Source organism: Hanamia caeni (assembly GCF_003721595.1).
Classification (GTDB): domain Bacteria; phylum Bacteroidota; class Bacteroidia; order Chitinophagales; family Chitinophagaceae; genus Ginsengibacter; species Ginsengibacter caeni.
Genome location: NZ_RJJR01000013.1, coordinates 188627 through 209378, shown reverse-complemented (window position 1 = coordinate 209378; position 20752 = coordinate 188627). Strand labels below are relative to the sequence as shown.

Here is a 20752-nt window from a genome sequence, read left to right as displayed (position 1 = left end):
AACTACCGGTTTTCGCAAAATCAATTTAGCTTTACGCGCTCAAGATGAAACCAGCCACCACAAAATATCTGAGCTATATTGCTGCGCTCGTTTTATTATTTCTTTTTGTAAATCCGCATGGTTCTTTTTGTCAAAAAAAATATACGGTAACCTATGCTGCATCCGGCAAAGATACTTCCGTTAATTTTCAGCAACTGAAGCCGGAAACAGATTTTGAAAATAAACAAGCCGCGCAAAAATATATAAACGAATTGCCTGTAAGCCTTTTAAACAAAGGCTTTCCGGTGGCCTCTGTGGATTTGGTGACTTATGATTCTTCGCAGGCAAAAGTTAAATTATATTTAGGAGAAAAATTTAAGTGGGCACAAATTAGTACAGACAGTGTTGATGAAGAGGTGCTCGAAAGAACGGGATGGAATTCCAGGCAATTCGAAAATAAGCCGATGGATTTTTTAAGACTAAGGCTGCAGGAAAAAAAAATCAGTGATTATTATGAAAACAACGGCTATCCATTCGCTTCTGTTTCGCTGAAAAATATTTCTTTTAAAGATGACTTGATAAAAGGTGAGCTGCATGTTACCAAAGGGCCTTTGTACCATATAGACAGCATCCGTGTTTATGGTAAAGTGAAAATTAAAAATCTGTTTTTGCAACATTATCTTGGCATTTATAACGGCAGCCTTTATAATAATGCGCAATTGCAAAAAATTTCCACTAACCTGAAGCAACTTCCATTTCTGCAGGAACAGCAAAACTGGGATGTAACCATGCTCGGAAGCGGCGCCACGCTCAATTTGTATCTTGAGCCCAAGCGAAGCAGCCAGGTGAATGTGCTGGTCGGATTTGCACCGGCAAATACTATTACAAAGAAATCCACGCTGACGGCTGATGTTCATCTTGATTTGAAAAACAGTTTTGGCGCGGGCGAAAATATTTTACTGAACTGGCAACAGCTTCAGCCTCAATCGCCGCGGCTTAACCTGGGCTATTCTGTTCCCTATGTTTTAAAATCGAACTTTGGATTTAATTTCTCTTTTGATTTATTGAAAAGAGATTCTTCTTACCTGCAATTAAAAGGAATCCTGGGCATTCAATATTTTATTTCTGCGGACAAAACGCTTGATTTTTTTTACCAGGCAGAACAAAATTACCTGCTGGCTGGCGGCCTGGATACCAACCAAATTATCAGTTCAAAAATATTGCCGCCAAATATTGATGTTCGCTCTAATAATATCGGCGTTGGGTATCAATTCCAAAATACCAATTACCGGTTGAATCCGAGAAAAGGAAACGAGGTGGATATTACGGCTACAGCAGGCATAAAAAAAACCCTAAAAAATAATGATATTCTGAACCTGAAAGATCCTTCTAATCCCGGGTTCGATTTTAATTCATTATATGATTCCATCAAACCAAAAACCTACCAGTTGAAGATTGTTGCATCGGCTGCACATTTTTTTCCCTTGGGCAAAGCAGCCGCTTTTAAAACATCCGGTAGCTTTGGATGGATAGAGAGCCCGCAGAATTTTCAAAATGAATTGTTTAGAATTGGCGGCTACCGCCTGCTTCGCGGATTTGATGAAGAGAGCATCTATGCTAATAAATACGCGGTTTTCACCGGGGAGTACCGGTATCTTCTGGGAATTAATTCTTATTTTTTCGGTTTTTCTGATGTCGGCTTTACAAAAACAAAATTCAGCGCTGCAGATTATTCCAACTCATTTATCAGCGGCGGTGTCGGGTTGGAATTTGAAACCAGATTCGGTTTGCTGAACCTGAGTTACGCCGTAGGAAAGCGCAATGATATAAAATTTGATCATAGAAATTCTTCTAAAATACATTTTGGATATATCAACTATTTTTGACAAAATGAAAATGAAATTTTTCAGCGGTTTCCTGGTGTTTGTTTCTCTTGTTCTTTTTAGCGGCGCCGCTTTTTGCCAAACTCAGCGGGATAGTGTAAAAACGCAAGATACCAGCCGGGCCGTGATCGAAAAAAAGCCGCGGACAGTAAACGGACAAATAACTTCAAATCCTGTTTTGCAGGATTCCGGAAATAAAAGCAAAATTTCAGCGAATGCCCCGTCGGCCGTTCTGAACCCAAATGATAGTTTGCAACTAAAAACTGACAGCCTTACTGATTCTGCTATCGCGATAATAAAGCCCGTGATAAATTATGACAGCATCATTCTTTCTAAAAATCCGTATGTTAATTCGACCGGCAAACCGGTATTTTTTGAAGAACAGGCTCATGCAGCCGGCGGCAAAGAGTTTTTGTTTTATGTACTGTGTATCGTACTATTGATTCTTGGCCTTTTCAGAACCTTTTTTACAGGCTATTTTAAAAATTTATTCAGGGTTTATTTTAATACTTCCCTGCGGCAAACACAGCTATCGGACCAACTGCGGCAAGCAACTTTGCCTTCGTTGATTTTAAATATATTTTTTGCCATTACCGCGGGCATTTACATTTGGCTCCTTTTCAATTTTTACCATCCTCCCAAATTGTTTAAAGGTCCCGTGCTTTTACCATTTTGCATTTTGTCGGTAGCTACCATTTATTTTATCAAATTTTGCCTGCTAAAATTTCTTGGGTGGGTATCAGACGTGCAGGAAAGTACGAACGGGTATATTTTTGCCATTTTCCTGGTGAATAAAATGACAGGCATTTTTTTGGTGCCGCTTATCATTTTGCTGGCTTTTATCAATCCGGAATGGCTGCCAATTGTATTGAATATTTCTTTCCTGTTACTTATTTTACTGTTCCTGTCGCGATATGTTAAAAGTTATGGAATAATTGAAAAAAAAATCCCGTTGCGGCCGCTTCATTTTCTCATCTACATTGCAGGCGCTGAGATAATTCCTTTATTTATATTGTACAAAGTTGCCATAGATTATTTAATATGATTTTTATCTAATTTTTTGCTGCTTATTTTTAATTTTCTTAATAAAAAGACTAACTTTGCAGTCATACTGCATGAATTCTAAAATGGATACAAATATCGACCCTAAGGATCCCAAAACAGTACAGGAAATCCGCCATATTTTGATCACGCAGCCCAGGCCCGAAAGTGAAAAATCCCCCTATTTTGAGATTGCCCGAAAATTCAATGTTGAATTAAACTTTGCGAACCCGATTAGCATTGACCCGGTGCCATCCAAAGATTTCAGAAAACAAAAAATAGATATTTCTTCATTTACTGCGGTTATTTTTAACAGCCGCAACGCCATCGACCATTTTTTTCGCATTTGTGATGAAATGAGAATTTCTATCTCGCAGGATGTAAAATATTTTTGTATTACCGAATCCGTGGCACTTTATCTTCAAAAATTTATCCTATACCGTAAAAGAAAGGTGTTTTTTAGCAATGATGGCACCACGAGGAACCTGTTCGACGTAATGGATAAGTACAAGCACCAGGAAAAATTTTTGTATCCGTGTTCGCAATCTTTCGACAGTGAAATCACCTCGTGGCTTAGTGAAAATAATTGCAATTACGCAATTCCCGTACTTTACCAAATTACCTCCAACAATGTGAAGGCCATCATTGAAAAATATGATTACCAGATAATTTGTTTTTTCAGCCCGTTGGGACTGAAAAGCTTTATAGACAATTGTCCTTCCTTTAAACAAAATGGCACGTTGATAGGCGCTTTTGGCGATAATACCCGTAAAGCCATCATCAATGCAGGATTAAGGCCCGATATACTCGCCCCGGCGCAGGAAGCGCCCAGCATGGTTTCAGCGCTTGAAAAATATTTGTCTGCCTTACAGAAGAAATAGTCAAAATTTCATTTGAAATTATCTTTCTAAGTTTTCAGCGTGAATAGCAAGGCAACCTGTTTTACAGTAAATAAACAAATGGCCGGATTTATATTTTTATTTGAACAACTGGTACGCAATAAAACTCATAATATAGGCAAGGCCGGTCATGTAGGCCAGCATTATCAAAGGCCATTTCCAACTGCGGGTTTCACGTTTTACGATAGCTAAAGTACTCATGCACTGCATCGCCAATGCATAAAAAACAAGTAGCGATAATCCGGCCCCCAGCGTGTAAACTTTATTACCGTTTGGCCACGTGGCCGCATTCATTTTCTCACGAAGGGTGGCGCTGTTTTCATCCGCGTCGTCGCCAACACTGTACAGTGTAGCCATTGTTCCGACAAACACTTCCCTGGCAGCAAACGAAGTTATAAGCGCGATTCCTATTTTCCAGTCGTACCCCAAAGGCCTGATAACCGGTTCGATACTTTTGCCTAAGATGCCCGCGTATGAATTCTCAAGCCTTTCAGTGCTTTCAAGCTTTCCATATTCCTTAGCCTGCGATGGATTTTGTTTAGTTAGATTTTCGTATTTGACAGTAACGGCATGCATTTTTTTGGGTGGCCCAAACGTGCTTAGCACCCATAGCAGCAAACTGATTACCATGATTACTTTCCCCGCTTCAAAAACAAATATTTTGGCTCTTTCTACCATCGTCGTCATGATATTTTTCCATCGCGGGCCACGATAAGAAGGCAATTCCAAAATGAAAAAGCTTTTTTCTTTGCTTTTGATAAACCATTTCATTACATAAGCGGCCAGCAGCGCCATAAAAGTTCCTAAAAAATACATCAGCATCATCACTAAGCCCTGCAGGCTTATAAAACCCAAATACATTTTATTCGGAATCACCAGCGCAATCAGCACCGTATAAACCGGCAATCTTGCACTGCAGCTCATCAGGGGCGTAACCATGATGGTTAATAACCTTTCTTTTTTATTTTCAATACTTCGGGCGCTCATAATGGCAGGCACCGCACATGCGAGGCCGCTTACCATAGGCATTACGCTTTTGCCATTCAGGCCTGCCTTTCGCATAATTTTATCGGTAAGAAAACTAATCCTTGCCATATAACCGGTATCTTCCAAAAGCGTAATAAGGCCGAACAAAATCATGATCTGCGGCACAAAAACTACAATACCGCTTAAGCCAGCCAGAATTCCATTGATGAAAAGATCAGAAAACCAGCCTGCGGGCAGCAGCGTGGCCAGCCATTTGCTTCCCTCCGCAAAAAACCATTCTATCCCGTCCATCGGGTATTGGGCAATTACAAAAATGCTTTGAAACAATATAAAAAGTACCGCCATCAAAATGAGATAGCCCCAGGTGCGGTGTAATAAAATATCATCAAGTTTTTGCGTAAATAAAGCTTTTTGCAACGGGTCAGCTTCCACCACGGTTTGCTTCATTATGGATTTTATTTTTCCATATCGCTGCAAAATTTCCTGCGCCTGGGTTTTGGTAGGATTAAATTGCGTTTCAATCTCAATATTTTCTATCGCTTCCTGGGTTTCATCGTTCAGCGCAAAATTTTCATGGTTAATGAGATAATGTATGGCGCGGTAATCACTGACCTCAGGAAACAAATGCTGCACTTTCTTTATAGCACAGGGCGCTAAACTTTTCATATCGGTAAAATCGCGCTCCGGCAAACGATCAAGATTGTTTGCCGCATTTGAAATGGCTGATTTTAGCTGGCTGATGCCCTTATTTTTTCGCGGATTTACGGGCACCACGAAAACACCGAGTTCTCTTTCCAGTCCCGCCACATCCACTTTGATATTATTTTTTCCGGCAATATCCATCATCGTCAGCGCAATTACCACCGGCCGTTTCAGATCCACGATCTGCGAACAAAACAGCAAATTTCTTTTGAGGTTGCTTGCATCGGCCACCAACACAATGATATCCGCCTTTATCTGCGGGTCCTGCTCCAGCAAAACTTTATAGGCTACCCATTCATCGCCTCTTTTCGGATAAAGGCTATAAGTCCCGGGCAGATCGATGATTTTGGCAGACATAAAGGGAGAAATCCGTGAAATACCGGTTTTCTTATCAACCGTCACACCTGGAAAATTGCCCACTTTTTGGTTGAGGCCCGTAAGTGCATTAAAAAGCGAGGTTTTCCCGCTGTTAGGATTTCCGACTAAAGCTATGTTGAGTTGCGTGGCCAATGAATGAAATAATGGGCAAAGGTAACAGCGAACGATTCATTCTTTTTACGAAATAGGGAAACACATTGTTGGCATGAATTTATCTTATCACCTGTGTGAATTCCCTTTAATTTTGTCTTCCAAAAAAAACAATTTCATGATGAAATACCTCTATATATTTTTTATCCTTTTATCCGTTCAGGCACAGGCGCAGAAATTAAAGAAAGCAGAGAAGAAAATCATTGACAATCTGAAAACTGAAATCACCTATTTGGCCGGCGATCAATTGCAGGGAAGAAGAGCCGGCAGCGAAGGCGAAAAATTAGCTTACGAATATTTATCAGGCCAGTTTAAAGCCATAGGATTAATTCCTAAAGGAGATAATAACTCTTATTTGCAGGCTTTTACGATTCACGAAGGCAAGGAAATTCTTCCGGCTACACATTTTATTATTAACGATACTTCATTACAAGCCGGCAAAGATTTTTTCCCTTTAATTATAAGCGGCAATGGTAAGGCCGGCGGAGATGTTTCTCCGGCATTCAAAGAAAAAGGAATGCCGTGGTTTTGGGATATCAAAGATATACTTGCACAAAATAAAGACAATCCTCATTTTGATATTTCTGAATCGGCAAAGCAACAGGCGCTCAACATTCAAAAAAAAGACGCATCTGCTTTAATTATTTTCAATTCGGGAAATGAAGATGACGATTTACATTTTGATGCGAAATCAAAAATGGAGTCGGTAAACATTCCTGTAGTTTATTTATCAAAGAAGATGGCAGCGAAATATTTAAGCGACAACGCAGCAAACCTTACCGTAGATCTTCAAGTTGAAATCGGCGAAAAAATGTCTACCGCCCATAATGTAATTGGTTATGTAGATAACGGTGCACCGTACACGATTATTTTGGGTGCTCACTATGATCACCTGGGATTCGGCGACGACCACAATGCAACAGACCCCGGTGTACATGAAATTCACAATGGCGCTGACGACAATGCGAGCGGCACCGCAGCCGTATTGGAACTGGCTAAAATGGTAAAAGATTCAAAGCTTAAAAAAAATAATTTTCTTTTCATTTGTTTTTCAGGAGAAGAGCTTGGATTGCTTGGCTCTAAATATTTTATAGAACATCCAACCGTGCCACCAGATGCAGTAAATTATATGATTAATATGGACATGATTGGCCGGCTGGATGATGCTACCAAATCTTTAATAATCGGCGGCTATGGCACATCGCCGGAATGGAGTAAAATTCTTCCCGAAAAAACAAAATCGCTCAACATAAAATTTGATTCCACAGGCATCGGCCCAAGCGATCATACTTCTTTTTATTTAAAAAATATTCCTGTGCTGTTTTTCTTTACCGGCATGCAAAAGGATTATCATAAAGCCACTGATGATGCGGACAAAATAAATTTCACCGGGGAACTGAGGGTAATTCAATACATTGAAGACATTCTTAAAAAAACCAATAATGACGAAAAAATCCCATTTTCAAAAACAAAGGAGCCTAAAATGGAAACAGCGCACTTTTCAGTAACCCTTGGATTTATGCCTGATTATGGGTACCAGGGAAAAGGTGTAAGAGTAGATGCCACTGTTGAAGGCAGGAATGCAGAAAAGATTGGAATGAAGAACGGGGATGTAATTACACAAATTGGCGATAACCAAATCAGTGATATTTACGGTTATATGGAAGCATTAGGGAAATTTAAAAAGGGAGATGCAACCACTGTTACGGTTTTGAGAGGGAACCAAACCTTAAGATTTAATGTAGTTTTTTAAACCAACGGAAGATGAAATTGCGTATTGACAATGAAGCCATGCTGGGTGAATTTTTTGAAAACACCAGGTTGCTAGGCATTGTGGCTTCTATCGAACAATACCGCTTTTGCTGGCACCTGAATCAATTGCTCAATTTTGATTTCAGGATTAATAACAGCATCGAAATTCATCTCAATAAAAAAAACCGGCACTATTTTTTCCCGATTTATCAATACGGCGAGCAATCCGCCACCATAAAACATTATTTATACAATAATGAAGATGACGGTGAATATTTGCTACCTGAGTTCAGGCACCTCGATTTTCTATGGCTGATGAAAGATGACATTATGAAGGACGATGAATTGTCTGCGTTAATGAATACGGTGAAGACAATACCTTCGGTGCAGATGGTGGTTGAACTTACCAATGAAAAAATTAAAAACAAGCAACATTTAATCTTTTAAAATATTTATTATGTGGAAAGAAGAAAATAATAAGCTTTGTAAAAAATTTGAATTTAAAGATTTTTCAGAAGCATTCGCCTTCATGACCCGGGTAGCGCTGGCAGCCGAAAAAATGGACCATCATCCCAAATGGACTAACGAATATAATAAGCTGGAAATCTGGCTTTCAAGCCACGATGCAGGCGATATTGTTACAGATAAAGACAAAAAGCTTTCGGATATTATTGATAAGTTTAGCTAACCGGTTTTAATTGCGACGTAATGAAAAAGTGATTATCTGTTCCTCTTAATTTGCTGATACGGTAAAGTTAAAATTACTGCTGACCCCTGGAAATAGAATTTCTCGCACGTGTTTTGTTTAATAACCGCGATACCCTTTTTTTTAATTATTTAATCTTTTAAAACGTACATCTATGAAAATTACAACAAAATCATTTATTGCCTGCGCTGCTTTAAGCGTGTCCTTGTTTGCCTGTACAAAAGACAAAACCAAGACTTCCAATACGCTTAACGACGCCGACAAAACTTTTATGATGCAGGTGTCTGCAGCCAATAGCGCGGAAGTTGCCGCAGGAGCGCTTGCTTCTACGATGGGTGAAGATGTCATGATTAAATCTTTCGGTGACACGATGGTAGCACAGCATACGACAGCGCAGGCAGATCTGAAAAGCGTTGGCACGACTGTGGGCGTAGATGTGAAAGATTCTGTGGATGCAAACCATACAACTTTGCTGCAAACCCTGCAGGGACTTTCAGGCCGCGCATTTGATTCCACTTATATCATTAACCAGATTGCAGATCATCAAAAGACGGTAACCGATTTTCAGACAGAATTAAGTTCAGGCAGCCGCACAGAAGTGAAAGATTTCGCCAATAAGTATCTTCCCAAAATTCAAATACATTTGCAAAAAGCAGATAGCATCGCCACTGAAATGCATTTTAAATAACACAGGTAAATTCAGTCCGATAGCGATCCATTGCTTTTTGTATGTAGTAAGCAAAGAATTATTATGGCGGGTGGGCCCACCCGCCATTTTATAATAAATGGCGAAATAAAAAAAGAAGTTATTTGCTGCTTTGCTGTGTACGGTAATCTAGTTAACTTATTTTATTTCAATACGTGGATTACTTTCTCATCTTTTCCAACAAACCTCCCCACAGGATTTGCAAATTTTTCCAAACCGTTTTGCCGGAAAAGTTCTTTTACTTCATCAACCGAACCCGGGTCAACAGCGATTAACAATCCGCCATTGGTTTGGGGATCGGGCAGGATAGAGAAAGCTTCCATCACATTTACGCCTTTTTCAAAACTGATTTTGTTGCTATAACTGTTCCAGTTTCTGTAGGTAGCATCCGGCACAATTCTTTTTGAAAGATATTCAACGGCCCCCTCTATAATTGGTATTGCCGGGTAATTAATTTGTGCAGATAATCCGCTTCCTTCGGCCATTTCAGAGAGATGACCGGCGAGGCCAAAGCCTGTAACATCTGTCATTGCCGTCACGCCTTTGATTTCGCCTAACCTGCTCCCAATCGAATTCAATGACGTTAGTTGATGTATCAGAATTTTGAGATCATTGTCTTCTATTACACCTCTTTTTTGAGCAGTGGATAAAATACCCACGCCTATGGGTTTTGTCAAAAAAATTACATCGCCTTCCTTTGCCGTATCATTTCTTTTCAAATGGTTAATTGAAATCACGCCATTGACTGACAAGCCAAAAAAGGGCTCGGCAGAATCAATGCTGTGTCCTCCGGCGAGCGCTATTCCGGCCTGGGAACAAATCGTTTTTGCGCCCTCCATCACCTCTTTTGCAAGAGATGCAGGAAGATGATCTACCGGCCATCCGAGAATAGCAAGTGCCAGCACAGGCTTTCCTCCCATAGCATATACATCGCTGATGGCATTGGCGGCTGCTACCCGTCCAAAATCAAATGCGTCATCCACAATGGGCATAAAAAAATCGGTGGTAGAAATTAAGGCCTGGCCATTGCCAAGGTCATACACTGCAGCATCATCCCCGCTGTTATTTCCAACAATCAGGTTGTTTCCGGGAAATGAAAACTGTGAATCCAGGATTTCCTCTAATATTTTCGGTGAAATTTTACAACCACAACCAGCCCCGCGGGAATATTGAGTGAGCTTTATCTTTTCTTTAAGTTCAGGATTTTCCAATCAGTTATTCTTTTTTTCTAATTAATACAATTTTTGAATTCTTATCCATATCGCCACTAAACCGGATCTCGTAAATTTTTGAGCCCTCCCTGATAACAAGAAGCCCCGTGTTCGGAGGAATGCTGCCAAGGTTTTCCGCGTACAAAACTACTGAAATAGAATCCCCCATATCGGGCGTAAGATAAATCGTTTTATTATAAGCTCTTTCCAATAAACCCAAGCGTGGAATGGCCACTTTCCCATTTATTAAAACACTCACGGTGTCGCCGTCCACTGTTCCGTTATCATATAATGAAAAAACAAGACTATCCTGGGCAACCACTACGGTCCTTATCGTTTCCAGTTTTCTTTTTGAAACATCAGCGCCTGCTGTCGGGTTTGCTTTTTGAATTCTAAGTAGTTCTTCCTGCGCCCGTTTTTGTCTTTCCGATTCTTCTTTTGTTTTTTGGGCTTTTGCCAGCGCCTCTTTCTCAGCCTGCTGGCGGGCCAGTTCTTCCCTGGCCTTCTGATCTTTTGCTGCCTGTGCGCTCGCTGACTGCTCCTGTGCCACCCGTTGTTTTTCTAATTCTTCTTTAGCCTGTTGCTCGCGGTATAATTTTATACGCTCAGCTCTTGCAAGCTCCTCCTGTTGTTTTTTTGTAGAATCCTCTTTGGCTTTTTGTGCTTTGGCAAGCGCATCCAGTTCCTGTTGTTTTCTTATTGAATCTCCCCTGGCCTTTTGTGCTTTGGCAAGCGCATCCAATTCCTGTTGTCTTCTTAAAGAATCTTCCCTCGCTTTTTGTGCTTTGGCAAGCGCATCCAGTTCCTGTTGTTTTCTTATTGAATCTTCCCTGGCTCTTTGCGCTTTCGCAAGTGCATCCAGTTCCTGTTGTTTTCTTATTGAATCTTCCCTGGCTTTTTGTGCTTTGGCAAGTGCATCCAGTTCCTGTTGTTTTAGTATTGAATCTTGCCTGGCTTTTTGTGCTTTGGCAAGCGCATCCAGTTCCTGTTGCTTTCTTATTGAATCTTCCCTTGCTTTTTGTGCTTTGGCAAGCGCATCCAGTTCCTGCTGTTTTCTTATAGAATCTTCCCTGGCCTTACTATTTGCAGCAATAGTATTCGAATTATCCGTCAAAAATTCCAGATATCTGGCTAATCCTAAATCCTCCAGCTTTTTCACGAGAGACGTGCTTTGCGGCTCTTTCTTTTTTTCAAGCATTACCGTTCCCGTAAGTGGCCTGTATTCCTTTGTCGCATTGGTTTTCCAGGTGCCAGTCAAAACGGGAATCCCATTGCGGTTTGATATATTCAACGAGGCAAACATTTTAACTCCCTTTGGCGGTGGCTCGGGAAAATTATTGTAAACAAATTTTTCATCTTCAAAAGTAACCTCGTCATTTTTGATTTTAATCTTAACCTGTTTTATTCCTACATTGTTGCCACTTTCTGAAACAAAAGTAGTGTGGGAAAAACCTTCCGTTTTGCCTTTGGAATTATCTATTGCTAACTCAAACGGGATATATTCTTTAGTGGTGTCGTTATAAAGCCGGCCGGTATACACGCCGGCAAGGTCCTGTGAAAAACAGTAAAATGGGAAAACGTAAAAAATCACGAAGCAAGCCCGCAGCTTAGCTATAAATTTTTTATGACGCATAAATGTTAGTTCTTATGGTGAAGATGGTTCCTGAACGGCCCTAAAGTATTCAAAAATACATTAATGTTCAGGTAAAAGCAATGCATTTTTTTCGGTCACGTCGCCGCAATCAATCTTCTGGATCAATGATTCGACATTATCACGTTTAAGAAGGCTTTGGCCATACATCTTATCATAATATTTCAGAAGAATAGAAAATGCGGCCAATAGGTTTCCCTCCTCTATGAATTGCACAGCGTTTTTTGTCTCCAATCCGCCAAGCCGTTTTTGGATTTTTAAGACACATTCCATCAGCGATTGCCTGTCAAAAACACCATAGGTATTTACAATATGCTGAAGCCGTTTTTCAAAAGGAATGTCCAAAAAATATAATTTACTCTGCCGCATTTGACGCCAAAAGGGCTTAGGAATTCCAACAGTGCCGATATGCGCGCTTTCATCCTCTAACCATATTGGGCTTGTTTTATCCTCTTTCATTGAAATATTCCATAACTGAACTGCTAATAAATTTTCAAACATTTCAGCACCCGGCTGCGGTGCTTCTCCAAGGCTGCCGAAGGCTGAACCTTTATGGCGGGCAATGGCTTCAAGGTCGATCACTTTTTCACCGTTCGCTGCCAGTTCTTTCAGCACTTCAGTTTTGCCTGAGCCCGTGAATCCACCCAAAATATTTAATTCATATTGTTTTTCAAACTGCGCGAGCACCCATCTTCTGAACGATTTGTAGCCGCCCCTCAGCAAAAATATTTTGTAGCCATATAAATTTAAAAGCCAGGCCACGGCGTCGCTTCGCATTCCTCCCCTCCAGCAATGAACTAAAAATGTTTTGTCAGAATTATTATTCAAATTGTTCTGAGAAGAAATTTGTTCCACTTCTGCGGGAATAATTTTCATTCTTTCAGAAAAATAATTGAGACCATGATCTACGGCGATTTGGCGGCTTTGTTGTGTATAGGCCGTACCAATTATTTTTCTCTGTTCATCCGTAAAAATCGGAACAGAACAGGCGTTAGGAATATGCGCATGGAAATATTCACCCGGGCTTCTTACATCAAGAACCGGGAAAACTTCAGACAGCCTTAAAAAACTTTCAACATCAATTTTCTCAATGGGCATCAATAAATTTTTTTTGGATACTCACCCCCGCACAAAAAATGTATTTAGTTGAGCGTATTTAATTCAAGTTCCAGTTGATTGTTTTCAGGTTTTAAAAATAAGGGCGCTTCTTCTGTTGGCTGGCCAAATGATCCTTTCTTTGCTACTACAGCGTAATTCATTTTCTCAAATTCGCATTCAGCTTTTTTAAGCGTTATTTTTTTAAAAGGGAGATCCACATTTGCCTGTTTTGACAATTTTAGAAACCACTCTAATGGTTTTTTCCCAGTAAATTCTATTTTGAGGGTTTGTTCATCCAAACTCAACACCATGGCTCCATCCTGGGAATTAACCGGCCAGACTATGCGCAATTTATTCCCTGTTCCTGAAATCACAGGTTTTCCTCCTTTCAGCAATAATTCTTTTCCATTATCCATTATTTTAAAAAATAATGACGCAAGCTTATTTGGTGAGCCCCACCTGTTGCCATCCACAAAAGGCAATGTAAAAAATTCCGACTTGGTAGAAGTGGATTTTTGAGTCAGATAGGAAGAAGCCAGGTTTTCATTAAATAAATGGATGTCGCGTATTTGCAAGGTTCCATTTTCCCATAAAAAGTTGGCCCTGTAAAAGCGGCTGTCGTACCAAACAGTTTGTACATCATCCTTCTTTACATCATCATTTACCGTTACTGATGTTGCCGGTGTTACTTTAAAATTATTGCGAAACCATTTCCCCGATTCCGCCAGGGTCTCAACTTTAATTTTATTTTCATCCCTGAGTTTGGCAATAAGAGGCATTTGAATTTTAAACCCTTTTTCCATGGCATCCCAGGTAAAAGAATTTTCCTGGCCGGCCTGCACATAAGCAAAATTCAAACATTCGCCTTCGGTAAATTGTTTGAAATACCAATGCACCCACGCAGAATCTCCTCCGCCAAATTTATAAACCGGCTCCAGCGTAACCACGCCCTGCCGTTCATTACCTAATCCATTATCATATTGCCTCACAGGATCACTTCCCAGCATCCGGAAAACAGGAACAGGAATCTGGTTATCCGCATTCTGCGCAGGCATGTAAGCATTTTTCAAACTGGGATAATAAGCCTGGTTCCAATAGCCGCCCCACAAAGTATATCCATCAGTGCCGATTTGGTCTTTGCAATTGCAGGACGCAATGATTCCATATTTCGTATATAAATAATTCAGTGTATAAGCGTCAATAAACCATGAACCAACAGACGAGGGATAATGCCCAAAAATATTTTTGAATTGTTTCATATACGTATCTGCCAGCTTCTTTCTTTCTTCAATAGAATAGCCGGTAGCAAAATCAACATCGGCGCGCGGATCCCATGAAGAATTGCCACGCCACTTCAATCCGGCATCAAGAACAAAGGGTCTGGGCATTTCCCACCAGCCACCAATTTCAAAAGAATCTGAAGGAAGTTTTTTTAATAATTCCTGGTAACGAATATCCATTAAGGCGTCATATTGCAACAGGAAAGTGCCTTTGAGCTTGTATTTTCTCATGAATTCTATCTGGCTCACCACAGTTTGATAAAGCACATCCTCTGTAATTTTAGCATCCCTTGGTTCTGTCAGGCGAATGAAATTAATAATGTTTACAATTTTAGGATTCTTGTTTGTAGAAATTACACCCGGCTTTTTTTTGGAAAATGAAAATAAAATAAGGCAAATACACAGTAAAGCAAGAAATAATGCAGATTCTTGTTTTTTGTTCAGTGCGTTAATTTTCAAAATTATTTTTTTAAAATGCATGCGGCAAATTACTGTTTGTTTGTCGAAATCATTCATCCACTTCTTTCCGATTATTTTAGGATAACGGCATTAGCCTGCTTTTTTTGCTACATAAAAAAATGCTTTATTTATCTACCCACCGGTAGGCAGGTTGCTTTACTGCATTTCAACAAGTTTTGGCGATGGCATTTGCCATTACAGTTTAAATTTGCTTTTTTTATTGTAACATGAGGATGCGCATAAAAATTCGACATCATGGATAAGCTGATTCAGGAGCAGGAAAAATTTAAAGCCATATTTCAAAACGCTTCGCTTGGCATACTTGTAGTGAACGACTCGGGCAATATCACACTCGCAAATGACTACCTGATTACTGAATTCGGATATGACAATCTGGATGAGCTCATCGGCAAAAAAATGGAAATTCTTATCCCATCAAGGTACAGGGAGGTGCATATATCCGAGCGAAATCATTTTATGGAACAACCGGCCAGCAGGCCAATGGGTATCGGCAGGGAATTATTTGGCCTCACAAAAGATGGTGTGGAAATTCCGGTGGAAGTAAGCCTGAGTAATTACACCGATGAACAGGGCACCTTTTCCATTGCATTTGTCATGAATATTACCGCCAGGGTGAAAGCGCAGAGCATTCTCAGACAGCAACGGCTGCAACTGGCCGCGATGAACAAGGAAATGGAATCGTTGAATGCCGAGCTGGAAAAAAAAGTGGCAGCACGAACGGCAATCCTGCAGGAAACATTGAAAAAGCTGGAAGAATCAAGAGATGAGCTTACAAAAGCCCTGAGCAAGGAAAAGGATTTGGGAGATATGAAAAGCGCCTTTGTATCTATGGCTTCACACGAATTCAGAACACCACTGAGCACCATACTTTCTTCAGCTTCGTTGCTCGCCAAATACAAACTGACCTCCGAGCAGGAAAAGCGGGATAAGCACATCCAGCGTATCAAATCATCGGTATTAAACCTGAATAACATCCTCAATGAATTTTTATCTTTGGGTAAGATAGAAGATGGAAAAATCATCCGGCATGAATCCAATTTCGATATAAAGGAAATGATCTCCCAGCAGGTAAATGAGATGGCCGAATTTTTCAAGAAAGGCCAGAAAGTCATTTACACGCACACCGGTAACCAGGCGGTTTTTCTTGACGAAGTATTGTTCAAAAATATTCTTATCAATCTTCTCTCCAATGCTGCAAAATTTTCCGAAGAAAATAAGCCGATTACAGTCACGACGGAAGTAACAAACGATGCATTAAAATTTTGTGTAAAAGACCAGGGAATGGGGATTTCAACAAAAGACCAGGAAAATTTATTCCAGATATTTTATCGCGCTTCCAACGCTATCAACATCCCCGGCACAGGCCTTGGGCTGCATATTGTGGCAAAATATGTAGAGATGATGAATGGCAAAATAGAATTAAAAAGTAAACTCAATAAAGGCACAGAAATAAATATAATCTTTGCACAATGACAAAAATCTTATTAGTAGAAGATAATGATGACATAAGGGAAAATACCTGCGAAATTCTTGAAATGGCAAATTACCAGGTATCCTCAGCAGCCAATGGCAAAGCGGGCTACGAGCTGGCTGTTAAATTTCAGCCGGATCTTATTGTTTGTGATATCATGATGCCTGTGCTGGATGGCTACGGCCTTCTCCATCTCATCAATAAAAACGAAAATTTAAAAAGCATCCCGTTTATTTTTCTGACTGCTAAAACGGAACGCAACGATTTCAGAAGAGGAATGGAAATGGGCGCAGATGATTACATTACCAAGCCCTTTACTGATATCGAATTATTGAACGCCATCGAAAGCCGCCTTGAAAAAGTGAAAGCGCAAATAACCCGCGCGCAAACTGCCAGCAAGCTCAATGATTTTTTTGATGAAATAAAAAATGAAGATGCACTTGATAAATTAACCAACTCACAAGTCATTAATCATTTCAAAAAAAAGCAACGCGTATATGCTGAAGGAAACCACCCACATAGCTTATATTATTTAAGCTCAGGAAAAATAAGAACCTATAAAATCAACGACCTCGGCAAAGAGCTTACTACCAGCTTATATAATGCGGGTGATTTTTTTGGATACAATGCACTTCTTGAAAATACAGCTTACAAAGAAACCGCTGAAACGCTGGAAGAATCAGACATTACAGTAATTGGCCGCGAAGATTTTGAAATCCTGGTAAATAATAATAAAAAGGTAGCGCAAAAATTTATCAGGATGCTGGCACATGATGTAGCAGAAAAAGAAGAACAGCTTATAAGCCTTGCCTACAATTCGCTCAGAAAAAGAGTAGCCGATGCCATCATAAATCTTTCTAAAAAATATAAAAAAGAAGATGCGCCGGATTTTACGATTCATATCTCCCGCGAAGACCTGGCGCATATTGCAGGCACCACCACCGAATCGCTGATAAGGACACTCAGCGATTTCAAAAATGAAAAATTAATAGAAGCAGAGGCCGGTTATGTAAAAGTTTTAAATGAAAGGAAGCTGAAAGATATGTTGAATTAAAATGAAAGCGACTGCAGCATTGTTTGATTAAACTCTGCGGAAACACTGATAAAATTTTTTTCAAAACCGAGGATTTCATCGCGAAGGATATGGTGATTATTTATGATACCCGATGCATTTTCATTCCCATCTTCCAGCCAATCCAAATATTGCCGCACATTTTTTAGCAGCTTTTTCAAAGTATCGTCCTTTAATAAAAATTCATTTTGATAATGCTCGGCAAGCTGTAAAAATTTTTTATCCTCGCTATCGTCCACTAACTCACTCAGGCGGTATTTAAGCAATGCATTTTCCTGCCGGTAAAACTCGATAAGCCTCAACCACGACATAAGCTCGTGTTTTAATTGATCATTTATTTCGTTTCGTGGTTTTATCATTGCAAACCCAAAATTGAATATAAGCGCGCGCCTGGCAAATGAGCGCAGGCAATTAGTTGTATGATTAAAATCATGCAGCAAACAACTTCACTTTTCTTAAGAATTTTTCATACAAAATCGATTCTGTGTGTCGCCATTAAAATAAAAATTGTTACTTTTTGTTTGTTTACTGTTTGAAAGCCCGTCTAAATTATTAACCCGTAAAAAGAGGCAGGTAATTTGTAATCTTTTAATTCATGCCCCAACTTATTTCTTTTACGGATAAAGGCCTTTATTGCGAAGCGGGAAATTTTTATATTGATCCGTGGCAACCGGTGGAGAGAGCAGTTATAACCCACGGCCACAGCGATCATGCGCGTTTCGGAAACAAATTTTATTTGTGTCACAAATTCACAAAACCCATTCTGCAATTGCGATTGGGAAACAACCATTATCAAACGGTAGAATGGAACGAAACGATTTTTATGAATGGCGTAAAAATTTCATTTCATCCTGCAGGGCATATCATTGGCTCATCACAAATAAGGATCGAGTATCAAAATGAGGTTTGGGTAGTAAGTGGCGATTACAAAAGAGAAGATGATGGCATCAGCGGAAAATTTGAGCCGGTAAAATGTAATGTTTTTATTACTGAATCCACTTTTGGTTTGCCCATTTTTCATTGGAAGCCGCAACAGGAAATTTACACTGACATCATCAACTGGATCACTAAAAATAAAGAGAATGGCAAAGCAAGTATTTTGATCGCTTACAGCCTCGGCAAATCGCAGCGTGTATTACAGGCACTTAAAGAAACTACGCAAGCAATTTATGCTCATGGCGCGATTTACAACATGCAACAGACATTTATTGATGCCGGCTGGGATTTGAATCCTGTTGTAAGAATCACTCCTGAAACTCCAAAAGAATTGTTGAAAGAAACGGTGGTTATAGCGCCGCCGGGAGCAGAGGGAACATCGTGGATGAGAAAGTTCTATCCGTATTCAATCGGCGTTTGCAGCGGCTGGATGCAGGTCAGAGGAAATGCCAGGAGAAGAAATGTGGACGCAGGATTTGCCTTAAGCGATCACGCAGATTGGAATTCTTTAATAACAACAATTCAGGAAACCGGAGCAGAAAAAGTTTTTGTGACGCATGGCTTTCAATCGGCCTTCAGCCGTTATCTCAATGAAAAAAATATTGCCATTTCTGCAGAAGTAAAAACGCAATTTGGCGATGAAGATGAAGAAGCAAATTCGCCGTTGGAAAACAAAAATGAAGACTAAAAGTGTATGAATGAAATTGCTCACATAGAAAAGAATAATGGCTTGCAATTGTTTGCAGAGTTAGTAAACGAACTAAGTTCTTCCACAAAAACAAACGACAAATTGCAAAGCCTTGTTGATTATTTTGCAACCGGCCCCGATGAAGATAAGGTTTGGGTAATTGCGCTCTTCAGCGGACGCAGACCACGGCGGTCAGTGAATTTGAAACTCATGCGGCAATGGTGTATAGAACTTGCGCAAATTCCCGATTGGCTATTTACTGAATGCCATCATACCGTCGGTGATTTTTCCGAAACACTGGCTTTGTTGCTTTCGAAAACAGAAACGCTCCAACACGAAAATCAAAATCTTTCTTACTATTTACAAAAATTAATTAGCATCGAAAAAGAAGATGAAGCGGTGAAAAAAAACTTTATTGTTGAGAGCTGGAAACAGATGAACGCCGGAGAAAAATTTGTTTTTGATAAACTGATCACCGGCGCTTTCCGCATTGGCGTTTCACAAAAAACAATCGTGAATGCATTGGCAAAAGTGGTTAATGTTTCCCCTTCAATCATCGCGCACAGGATCAGCGGCAACTGGGACCCGCTTACTACTTCATTTAACGAATTATTAAATGAAACCGTTGCTGTTACCGACTTTTCAAAACCCTATCCATTTTATCTTGCTTATGCTATTGACGATTCTGTTGAAAATCTGGGAGCCCCGGAATTGTGGCAGGCGGAGTGGAAATGGGATGGAATCCGTGGGCAAATGATCAAAAGAAATAACGAACTATTTGTGTGGAGCAGAGGCGAAGAATTGATGACGGATAAGTTTCCGGAGTATTGTATTCTGAAAGATTTGTTACCGGATGGTGTTGTTTTGGACGGAGAAATCATTCCTGCTGTTGACGGCAAACCGTTGCCATTCGCGGTTTTGCAAACGAGGATCGGAAGAAAAAATATTTCCAAGAAACAATTGCAGGAAGCACCAATTAGTTTTTTCGCTTACGATCTTTTGGAATATAACTATGAAGACTGGCGTGAGAAATCTTTAATTGAAAGAAGAAATCAACTGGAAGAAATTCTTTCGCCTATTCAAAATAAGGCAATACAAATTTCTGAAGTCATTGAGTTTAATTCATGGCATGACCTTGGAGAACTCAGAAAAAAATCAAGAAATAAAAACAGCGAAGGGATCATGTTGAAAAGAAAGGATTCGGTGTATAAAGTAGGCAGAAAGCGAGGCGATTGGTGGAAATGGAAAATCGATCCCTTGACGATTGATTGCGTAATGGTGTACGCAGCTAAAGGAAGTGGAAGAAGAAGCAATCTTTACACCGATTACACATTTGCGGTGAAAGACGGAAATGAATTAATCACTTTTACAAAAGCCTATTCAGGACTGACTGATAAAGAATTTGCCCAGATAGACTATTTTGTAAAAAGAAATTCTTTAGAAAAATTCGGACCGGTAAGAACCGTAAAACCTGAATTGGTTTTTGAAATTGCATTTGAAGGAATTGCTGCAAGCAATCGTCATAAAAGCGGAGTGGCACTTCGTTTCCCAAGAATGAACCGTTGGAGGAAAGATAAAACGGTTGAGGAGATCAACACGCTGGATGATTTGAAAGAGATGTTGAGGTTATATGGAAAGTGATTATTGAATTATTTTATTATTGAATTATTGTTGATTGTTTT

The 20752-nt window shown here is 39.9% G+C and carries 17 protein-coding genes; 11 read left to right on the top strand and 6 right to left on the bottom strand.

The genetic code is table 11. From position 1 onward, the window contains the following. Positions 1–44: 44 nt before the first annotated feature. The 3 genes from EFY79_RS15755 (at position 45) to EFY79_RS15745 (ending at position 3784) form a co-directional block, all read left to right on the top strand. Complete coding sequence (locus EFY79_RS15755; protein WP_123121680.1) at positions 45–1865, top strand: BamA/TamA family outer membrane protein; 1821 nt, start codon at positions 45–47, stop codon at positions 1863–1865. Between the two features lie 10 nt (positions 1866–1875). Continuing rightward, complete coding sequence (locus tag EFY79_RS15750; RefSeq protein WP_158605228.1) at positions 1876–2907, top strand: DUF4271 domain-containing protein; 1032 nt, start codon at positions 1876–1878, stop codon at positions 2905–2907. An 82-nt stretch (positions 2908–2989) separates the two neighbouring features. After that, the gene (locus EFY79_RS15745) at positions 2990–3784 is read left to right on the top strand and encodes a uroporphyrinogen-III synthase (RefSeq protein ID WP_123121710.1); all 795 of its coding nucleotides are present in this window, start codon (positions 2990–2992) and stop codon (positions 3782–3784) included. Between the two features lie 96 nt (positions 3785–3880). Here EFY79_RS15745 and feoB read toward each other — a convergent pair whose 3' ends face one another. Then, positions 3881–6001, bottom strand: coding sequence for a ferrous iron transport protein B (gene feoB, locus EFY79_RS15740; RefSeq protein ID WP_123121678.1), 2121 nt, complete (start codon positions 5999–6001; stop codon positions 3881–3883). A gap of 136 nt (positions 6002–6137) precedes the next feature. Between feoB and EFY79_RS15735 the strand changes: the two genes are divergently transcribed. From EFY79_RS15735 to EFY79_RS15720, 4 genes are all read left to right on the top strand, one after another. After that, on the top strand, positions 6138–7772 hold the full coding sequence (locus tag EFY79_RS15735; protein ID WP_148041940.1) for a M20/M25/M40 family metallo-hydrolase: 1635 nt from the start codon (positions 6138–6140) through the stop codon (positions 7770–7772). Between the two features lie 11 nt (positions 7773–7783). Continuing rightward, complete coding sequence (locus EFY79_RS15730) at positions 7784–8218, top strand: IPExxxVDY family protein (protein ID WP_123121676.1); 435 nt, start codon at positions 7784–7786, stop codon at positions 8216–8218. Positions 8219–8228: 10 nt separating this feature from the next. After that, complete coding sequence (locus EFY79_RS15725; protein ID WP_123121675.1) at positions 8229–8459, top strand: 4a-hydroxytetrahydrobiopterin dehydratase; 231 nt, start codon at positions 8229–8231, stop codon at positions 8457–8459. Positions 8460–8631: 172 nt separating this feature from the next. Continuing rightward, positions 8632–9165 carry a DUF4142 domain-containing protein gene (locus EFY79_RS15720; protein ID WP_123121674.1) on the top strand — a complete coding sequence of 178 codons (534 nt, stop codon included), beginning with the start codon at positions 8632–8634 and terminating at the stop codon, positions 9163–9165. Positions 9166–9326: 161 nt separating this feature from the next. On the opposite strand, the gene selD is transcribed toward EFY79_RS15720, so the two are convergent. Genes selD through EFY79_RS15700 form a run of 4 tightly spaced genes read right to left on the bottom strand, consistent with a single transcriptional unit; the run spans position 9327 to position 14882 of the window. Further along, positions 9327–10394, bottom strand: a complete 1068-nt coding sequence (gene selD / locus EFY79_RS15715) for a selenide, water dikinase SelD (protein WP_123121673.1) — start codon at positions 10392–10394, stop codon at positions 9327–9329. Between the two features lie 4 nt (positions 10395–10398). Continuing rightward, positions 10399–12027, bottom strand: a complete 1629-nt coding sequence (locus EFY79_RS15710; protein ID WP_123121672.1) for a coiled-coil domain-containing protein — start codon at positions 12025–12027, stop codon at positions 10399–10401. A gap of 60 nt (positions 12028–12087) precedes the next feature. After that, positions 12088–13143 carry a tRNA 2-selenouridine(34) synthase MnmH gene (gene mnmH, locus EFY79_RS15705; RefSeq protein ID WP_123121671.1) on the bottom strand — a complete coding sequence of 352 codons (1056 nt, stop codon included), beginning with the start codon at positions 13141–13143 and terminating at the stop codon, positions 12088–12090. A 44-nt stretch (positions 13144–13187) separates the two neighbouring features. Continuing rightward, positions 13188–14882 carry a hypothetical protein gene (locus EFY79_RS15700; protein WP_148041939.1) on the bottom strand — a complete coding sequence of 565 codons (1695 nt, stop codon included), beginning with the start codon at positions 14880–14882 and terminating at the stop codon, positions 13188–13190. 255 nt (positions 14883–15137) lie between these two features. Here EFY79_RS15700 and EFY79_RS15690 point away from each other — a divergent pair, with 255 nt between their 5' ends. Next, positions 15138–16376, top strand: a complete 1239-nt coding sequence (locus EFY79_RS15690; protein ID WP_123121668.1) for a PAS domain-containing sensor histidine kinase — start codon at positions 15138–15140, stop codon at positions 16374–16376. Continuing rightward, positions 16373–17428: a response regulator gene (locus EFY79_RS15685; RefSeq protein WP_123121667.1), complete on the top strand. Its 1056-nt coding sequence runs from the start codon at positions 16373–16375 to the stop codon at positions 17426–17428. Before EFY79_RS15690 ends, EFY79_RS15685 begins: the two co-directional genes overlap by 4 nt. On the opposite strand, the gene EFY79_RS15680 is transcribed toward EFY79_RS15685, so the two are convergent. After that, positions 17425–17805 (bottom strand): hypothetical protein, encoded by a 381-nt coding sequence (locus EFY79_RS15680; RefSeq protein ID WP_148041938.1) that lies wholly within the window; start codon positions 17803–17805, stop codon positions 17425–17427. The genes EFY79_RS15685 and EFY79_RS15680 overlap by 4 nt on opposite strands. A gap of 236 nt (positions 17806–18041) precedes the next feature. On the opposite strand from EFY79_RS15680, the gene EFY79_RS15675 reads away from it, so the two are divergent. Further along, positions 18042–19070 carry a ligase-associated DNA damage response exonuclease gene (locus tag EFY79_RS15675; RefSeq protein ID WP_123121665.1) on the top strand — a complete coding sequence of 343 codons (1029 nt, stop codon included), beginning with the start codon at positions 18042–18044 and terminating at the stop codon, positions 19068–19070. Between the two features lie 6 nt (positions 19071–19076). Then, on the top strand, positions 19077–20711 hold the full coding sequence (locus tag EFY79_RS15670) for an ATP-dependent DNA ligase (protein WP_233578034.1): 1635 nt from the start codon (positions 19077–19079) through the stop codon (positions 20709–20711). The last annotated feature ends 41 nt before the right edge of the window (positions 20712–20752 follow it).

Bases quoted from the DNA above. Each gene is read 5' to 3' on its own strand.
- EFY79_RS15755 (WP_123121680.1), top strand. From the start codon at position 45: ATGAAACCAGCCACCACAAAATATCTGAGCTATATTGCTGCGCTCGTT.
- EFY79_RS15750 (WP_158605228.1), top strand. From the start codon at position 1,876: ATGAAATTTTTCAGCGGTTTCCTGGTGTTTGTTTCTCTTGTTCTTTTT.
- EFY79_RS15745 (WP_123121710.1), top strand. From the start codon at position 2,990: ATGGATACAAATATCGACCCTAAGGATCCCAAAACAGTACAGGAAATC.
- EFY79_RS15735 (WP_148041940.1), top strand. From the start codon at position 6,138: ATGATGAAATACCTCTATATATTTTTTATCCTTTTATCCGTTCAGGCA.
- EFY79_RS15730 (WP_123121676.1), top strand. From the start codon at position 7,784: ATGAAATTGCGTATTGACAATGAAGCCATGCTGGGTGAATTTTTTGAA.
- EFY79_RS15725 (WP_123121675.1), top strand. From the start codon at position 8,229: ATGTGGAAAGAAGAAAATAATAAGCTTTGTAAAAAATTTGAATTTAAA.
- EFY79_RS15720 (WP_123121674.1), top strand. From the start codon at position 8,632: ATGAAAATTACAACAAAATCATTTATTGCCTGCGCTGCTTTAAGCGTG.
- EFY79_RS15710 (WP_123121672.1), bottom strand. From the start codon at position 12,027: ATGCGTCATAAAAAATTTATAGCTAAGCTGCGGGCTTGCTTCGTGATT.
- mnmH (WP_123121671.1), bottom strand. From the start codon at position 13,143: ATGCCCATTGAGAAAATTGATGTTGAAAGTTTTTTAAGGCTGTCTGAA.
- EFY79_RS15690 (WP_123121668.1), top strand. From the start codon at position 15,138: ATGGATAAGCTGATTCAGGAGCAGGAAAAATTTAAAGCCATATTTCAA.
- EFY79_RS15685 (WP_123121667.1), top strand. From the start codon at position 16,373: ATGACAAAAATCTTATTAGTAGAAGATAATGATGACATAAGGGAAAAT.
- EFY79_RS15680 (WP_148041938.1), bottom strand. From the start codon at position 17,805: ATGATAAAACCACGAAACGAAATAAATGATCAATTAAAACACGAGCTT.
- EFY79_RS15675 (WP_123121665.1), top strand. From the start codon at position 18,042: ATGCCCCAACTTATTTCTTTTACGGATAAAGGCCTTTATTGCGAAGCG.
- EFY79_RS15670 (WP_233578034.1), top strand. From the start codon at position 19,077: ATGAATGAAATTGCTCACATAGAAAAGAATAATGGCTTGCAATTGTTT.